Annotated in this window: 12 protein-coding genes; all 12 read right to left on the reverse strand. The window is 52.2% G+C overall.

Annotated features, from left to right (window positions below):
• Window positions 1-33: 33 nt before the first annotated feature.
• Window positions 34-363, reverse strand: coding sequence for a 50S ribosomal protein L24 (gene rplX, locus IJT02_10075; protein MBQ7545273.1), 330 nt, complete (start codon window positions 361-363; stop codon window positions 34-36).
• Window positions 364-375: 12 nt separating this feature from the next.
• A complete protein-coding gene (rplN, locus tag IJT02_10080) occupies window positions 376-744 on the reverse strand; it encodes a 50S ribosomal protein L14 (protein ID MBQ7545274.1) in 369 nt (122 codons plus the stop codon).
• Window positions 745-1,041, reverse strand: a complete 297-nt coding sequence (rpsQ, locus tag IJT02_10085) for a 30S ribosomal protein S17 (GenBank protein ID MBQ7545275.1) — start codon at window positions 1,039-1,041, stop codon at window positions 745-747.
• Window positions 1,034-1,258, reverse strand: a complete 225-nt coding sequence (rpmC, locus tag IJT02_10090) for a 50S ribosomal protein L29 (protein ID MBQ7545276.1) — start codon at window positions 1,256-1,258, stop codon at window positions 1,034-1,036. Before rpmC ends, rpsQ begins: the two co-directional genes overlap by 8 nt.
• Complete coding sequence (gene rplP, locus IJT02_10095) at window positions 1,258-1,674, reverse strand: 50S ribosomal protein L16 (GenBank protein ID MBQ7545277.1); 417 nt, start codon at window positions 1,672-1,674, stop codon at window positions 1,258-1,260. The genes rpmC and rplP overlap by 1 nt, the downstream gene beginning before the upstream one ends.
• Window positions 1,675-1,679: 5 nt before the next feature.
• A complete protein-coding gene (rpsC, locus tag IJT02_10100) occupies window positions 1,680-2,363 on the reverse strand; it encodes a 30S ribosomal protein S3 (GenBank protein ID MBQ7545278.1) in 684 nt (227 codons plus the stop codon).
• A gap of 9 nt (window positions 2,364-2,372) precedes the next feature.
• A complete protein-coding gene (gene rplV / locus IJT02_10105) occupies window positions 2,373-2,720 on the reverse strand; it encodes a 50S ribosomal protein L22 (protein ID MBQ7545279.1) in 348 nt (115 codons plus the stop codon).
• 16 nt (window positions 2,721-2,736) lie between these two features.
• On the reverse strand, window positions 2,737-3,009 hold the full coding sequence (gene rpsS / locus IJT02_10110; protein ID MBQ7545280.1) for a 30S ribosomal protein S19: 273 nt from the start codon (window positions 3,007-3,009) through the stop codon (window positions 2,737-2,739).
• Window positions 3,010-3,025: 16 nt separating this feature from the next.
• Complete coding sequence (rplB, locus tag IJT02_10115) at window positions 3,026-3,853, reverse strand: 50S ribosomal protein L2 (GenBank protein ID MBQ7545281.1); 828 nt, start codon at window positions 3,851-3,853, stop codon at window positions 3,026-3,028.
• Window positions 3,854-3,872: 19 nt separating this feature from the next.
• Entirely contained in the window at window positions 3,873-4,169 is a 297-nt protein-coding gene (gene rplW / locus IJT02_10120; protein MBQ7545282.1) for a 50S ribosomal protein L23, read from the reverse strand.
• Window positions 4,166-4,795: a 50S ribosomal protein L4 gene (rplD, locus tag IJT02_10125; protein ID MBQ7545283.1), complete on the reverse strand. Its 630-nt coding sequence runs from the start codon at window positions 4,793-4,795 to the stop codon at window positions 4,166-4,168. Before rplD ends, rplW begins: the two co-directional genes overlap by 4 nt.
• 18 nt (window positions 4,796-4,813) lie before the next feature.
• On the reverse strand, window positions 4,814-5,033 hold a 220-nt coding region (locus tag IJT02_10130), incomplete at its 5' end, for a 50S ribosomal protein L3 (GenBank protein ID MBQ7545284.1).

Raw genomic sequence — 5,033 nt, forward strand, 5'->3', positions numbered from 1 at the left:
CTTCTCAAGCATTCTCGGTGTGATCGCCATAGTTTAGAGTCCTCCTCTGTCGATGATTTGTCCGCACTTCTTGCAAACACGTACCTTCTTGCCGTTCTCAAGAAATGAACTTCCGACTCTCGTCGCTTTTCCGCACTGGGGGCATACAAGCATGACTTTGCTCGCATAAATCGGAGCTTCCTGCTTGATGATGCCGGACTGCGGATTATTCTGGGTCGGCTTCACATGACGCGATACCATGTTCACGCCCTCGACTACTACGAGATCGCGCTCGGGTACTCTGCGGATGATCTTGCCTTCCTTGCCTTTATCCTTGCCGGTGATGACTTTCACGCGGTCATTTTTCCTTAATCTTACTGTCATGATTGATTCTCCCTATACGACTTCAGGAGCAAGCGACAATATGCGCATATACTTCTTTGCTCTCAGCTCACGCCCTACAGGCCCGAATATACGCGTGCCTCTGGGTTCGCCGTTCGCGTCAATGAGTACTGCTGCGTTGTCGTCAAACCTGACATATGTTCCGTCTCTGCGGCGGATTTCCTTCTTTGTGCGGACTATCACGGCCTTCACTACGCTTCCCTTCGGAATGTTGCTGTTCGGGATGGCCTCGCGCACTGATGCAACGATTACATCTCCGATTGTGCCGTAACGCCTCTTGCTTCCGCCCATGACCTGAATGCAGAACAGCTTTCTTGCGCCTGAGTTATCAGCGACGTTCAGAACTGTGGTTAGCTGAATCATTTACCCCTGAACCTCCTCTGATACTGCCTCTAATGTCTCGTCAGTGCCGAACACAGGAGCACGGCGCGTAATCTCCAGCAGTTCCCAGCGTTTGGTCTTGCTTAACGGCCTTGTCTCTCGGATACGCACTTCATCTCCCATTCGGCAGGTGTTCTCTGCGTCATGAGCTACATACTTCTTTGCGCGTTTGATTCTCTTACCGTACAGCGGGTGTTCGGCCATGCACTCAACACGGACGACAATAGTTTTGTCCATCTTGTCGCTGACGACTATACCCGTTCTTACTTTACTAGGCATTCTGTGCTTCCTTTTCCGCAACTGCCTTCTCAGTCGCTATCGTCAAGAGCCGTGCGATAGTCTTTCGGACTTCACGGATACGGCTTGTGTTCTTCAGGTGCCCGACAGCATTCTGAAAACGCAGGTTGAATAATTCTGTCTTGTACTCCTTAATCTTTCCGGCGATCTCCTCGCTCGATAACTCCCTGAGCTTGGCCGGTTTCTCGTTTGCGTTCATCAGGCATCACCTCCGCTGCGTACAAAGCGAACCTTCACAGGCAGCTTGTGAGATGCTGTCCTGAAGGCTTCCTGCGCGACATCTTCAGGAATCCCTGAGAACTCGAACAGTACGCGGCCTCTCTTCACTGCGGCAACCCAGAACTCCGGTGCTCCTTTGCCTTTACCCATACGAGTCTCAAGAGGCTTCTTTGTGTAAGGTCTGTCCGGGAACACACGAATCCAGATTTTCCCGCCCTTCTTCATCTTACGCGATATTGCTACACGGGTCGCCTCAATCTGGCGCGCTGTGAGCCACACGTTCTCGAGAGCCTGAATCCCGTAATCTCCGAAGGCTATCGTTGTGCCTCCCTTAGAGATTCCGCGAAGGGGTGATCTGTGTGATTTGCGGTACTTCACTCTGCTTGGCATTAACATTGTGATTACGCCCCCTTATTCGCCGGTCTGCTGCGTGCCGGACGTGCCGGAGCTGCTGCCTTCTCGTTCTTGCGGTCGCGGTAAATCCAGACCTTGCAGCCGATTACTCCGTACATTGTTACGGCCTCTGAGAACCCGTAATCTATATCTGCCCTGATGGTCGACAGGGGAAGCTGCCCCTCGTTGTACCACTCTGTGCGGGCGATTTCTGCTCCGCCCAAGCGTCCGGCTACCTGTGCCTTGATGCCCTTCACTCCGGCCTTCGTCGCACGGAAGATTGCCTGCTTCATTGCACGGCGGAAGGACACTCTGCGCTCAAGCGAACTCGCGATGTTCTCCGCCACTAACTGAGCTTCTACGTCGGGATTCTTGATCTCGTTGACGTTCACCATGACTTTTCCGCCGGTGATCGCCTGAAGCTCATTCTTGATGTTCTGAATCTCGTTGCCGCCCTTGCCTATCACTACGCCGGGACGTGCTGTGTAAATCGTGAAGCGGACTACAGGCCCGACGCGCTCGATCTCGATGCGTGAGATACCTGCACCCTCCCACTTCTTCATGATGTACTTACGCAGCTTTATATCTTCGTGTAATTTTTTCGCGTAATTCTTCTTGTCGGCATACCATCTCGCCTGAAAATCGCTCGTTACTCCGAGACGGTAGCCTATCGGGTGTACTTTCTGTCCCATTATTTCCTCCTACTGACGTTCGCCGACCGTGATCGTTACGTGTGATGTCTTGTGCACGTAAGGATGAGCACGTCCCATTGATACCGGCCTGAACCTCTTCATCATTGGCCCTTGATTCGCGTAGGCCTCATGAACATAGAGTTTGTCGAGATCCATTCCGTAATTATGCTCTGCGTTCGCCATAGCACTGTTAAGCACCTTCAAGATTATGCGTGCTGCCTTCTTGTCGCTGAATTTGAGTATCACTACGGCCTTCTCTGCTGACTTCCCGCGTATAAGTTCGAGCACCTGCCTCACCTTATAGGGAGAAATCCTCACATTGACGGTCTTAGCTGTTGCTGTCTTTATCTCTGGCATGACCTGTTACCTACTCTTACTTAGCCTTCTTGTCCTGCCCTGCGTGATGGCCGAATCTGCGGGTAGGGGCAAACTCTCCGAGCTTGTGTCCCACCATGTTCTCGCTGATGTACACAGGAAGATGCATTTTCCCGTTATGCACAGCGATCGTGTGGCCGATCATCTGCGGAACTACTGTTGAGCGTCTCGACCAGGTTTTTACTACCTTCTTGCTGCCCGAAACGTTCATGTCCTCGATTCTCTTCAGAAGCCTCTGTTCGACAAAAGGCCCTTTCTTAGTTGAACGCATTTATCTACTCAGCTCCTTACTTGTCATAGCGTCTGCGGATAATCAGCTTATCCGAAGGCTTCTTCTTGCGCGTCTTGTATCCCTTCGCAGGAGTGCCCCAAGGTGATACGGGGTGCTTGTTGGACTTGGATTTGCCTTCACCGCCGCCCATAGGGTGATCTACGGGGTTCATGACCATTCCGCGAACGTGAGGCCTGCGTCCTCTGTGCCTTGTTGCGCCAGCCTTGCCGAGCGAGATGTTGTCGTAGTCCTCATTGCCGACCTGACCTATTGTCGCCATGCACTCAAGCAGAATAAGCCTTAATTCTCCGCTGGGCATCCTGATGTACGCATACTTGCCCTCTTTGGACATGAGCTGCGCGCTTGTTCCTGCAGAACGAACCAGCTTTGCACCGCAGCCGGGAGCCATCTCGATATTGTGAATTACCGTGCCGACCGGAATATCCTTCAGCTTAAGCGCGTTGCCGGGAGTGATGTCGCTCTCAGGCCCTGAATATATCGTGTCGCCGACGTTAAGCCCCTTCGGAAGAATGATGTATCTCTTCTCGCCGTCCACATAGTTAATTAATGCTATGCGGGCGTTGCGGTTAGGATCGTACTCTACTGTGGCGACCTTGCCGGGTATGCCTAACTTGTCGCGCTTGAAATCTATTATGCGGTAGGCTCTCCTGTGCCCGCCTCCGATGTGGCGCATGGTTATTCTGCCGGTGTTGTTGCGGCCTCCATGCTTGCGGAGCTGGGTAACGAGCGAGCGTTCCGGTTTATCTGCCGTAATGTCTTCGCGTCCCTGAATGCTCATGTGGCGGCGTGCAGGGGTATACGGCTTGAATTGTTTGATTGACATATCTATAAAATCTCCTGTGTTATATCGAAGCACCCTCGAAGAACTCGATATGCTGGTCAGGCTTCAGCGTTACTATAGCTTTCTTCCATGTACGCGTATAACCTTTTGAGAGTCCTCGTCTGCGCGGTTTGCCCTTCACGTTAATTGTGTTCACTCCGTCGACCTTGACGTTGAAGACTTCCTCAACAGCATTGCGGATCTGAATCTTGTTCGCGCTCTTGTGTACCTCGAACGTGTACTTGTTCAGTGCCATTAACGAACTCGACTTCTCCGTGATTACCGGGCGGATGATTATGTCATGAGCAGCTAAATTCATCTCGAATATACCTCCTCAATTTTCGCGATAACTTCGGGCGTAACTATCAAGTTCTTAGCGTTCAGAATGTCATACACATTGATGCTCGCGACATTGATGCACTTTGCGTCCGGAAGGTTGCTCACTGACTTGCTGACGTTGAGAGCGTTTCCGCTGTAGATAACGAGAGTCTTTTTCTCGAGGCCGAGTGCGGTGAAAAGATTCCTCATCGCCTTTGTTGACGGCTTCTCGATTGCGTCAAAACCCTTCACTACGGACATAAGATCCTCGCGGACTTTATCCGACAGCACACACTTCAACGCAAGCTGGCGAACCTTCTTGTTGACCTTCTGGTGATAATCCCTCGGATGCGGGCCGTGTGCGACTCCGCCGTGCACCCAGATCGGCGAACGTGTACTTCCCTGACGGGCGCGTCCTGTGTGCTTCTGCCTCCAAGGCTTCTTGCCTCCGCCGGAAACGTCTCCGCGGGTCTTTGTGCTGGCTGTTCCCTGACGGCAATTCGCGAGATGCGCTACAACTACCTGATGAATCACCGGCATGTTTACGGGAACGTCAAAGATTGCTGCAGGTAACTCCATCTCTCCGGCTCTTGTTCCGTCGAACTCGTATACTTTTACGAACGGCATAGTATCTCTTTTCCCCCTTTATGCTTTCTTGTAGAGGGCAAGCAGGCTGTTTTTCGCGCCTGGTACTGCACCTTTCAACAGAACTAAATTATTCTCAACGTCAACGGCCATCACAGTACGATTCTTCACCGTAACCTTATCGCTCCCCATGTGTCCGGGCATTCTCTTGCCGGGAAACACGCGCCCCGGATACGAGATAGCTCCGCTTGAGCCTCCGTGCCTGTGCTCGACCGATGTA

The sequence above is a fragment of the Synergistaceae bacterium genome, from assembly GCA_017450125.1.
GTDB lineage: Bacteria > Synergistota > Synergistia > Synergistales > Aminobacteriaceae > JAFUXM01.